The organism is Bradyrhizobium sp. MI1.4 (genome assembly GCF_055811315.1).
In genome coordinates, this window is the sequence record NZ_JBVVPP010000160.1 from 1 (window position 1) to 371 (window position 371).

General features: G+C 63.3%; 1 protein-coding gene. It reads left to right on the plus strand.

Annotated elements, in window-relative coordinates:
* Positions 1-3: 3 nt before the first annotated feature.
* A partial coding sequence (locus tag AC0L23_RS40095) for an IS21 family transposase (RefSeq protein ID WP_473358437.1) occupies positions 4-371 on the plus strand: 368 nt, incomplete at its 3' end.

The following is a 371-nucleotide window of genomic DNA, read 5'->3' on the forward strand; positions in this document are numbered from 1 at the left end:
GCGATCTGCCGAGAACTTGGCGTATCGCGGAAGGTGGTTCGCAAGGTCATTCGTTCTCAAGCGACGGAGTTCCGGTACGAGCGCGAGACGCAGCCGCTCCCGAAGATGGGTGCCTGGAGTGCCGAGCTCGATCGGTTGCTGGCAAGGAATGAGAGCAAGGCGGCGCGGGAACGGCTGACGCTGATCCGGCTATTCGAGGAGCTTCACGGCCTCGGTTATGCCGGCGGCTATGATGCGGTTCGTCGATACGCCCGACGGTGGAGCAAGGAACGCGGCACCTCGACAGCGTCGGCTTATGTGCCGCTGAGCTTTGCACCAGGCGAAGCCTACCAGTTCGACTGGAGCCACGAGGTCGTCCTGCTGAGCGGCAC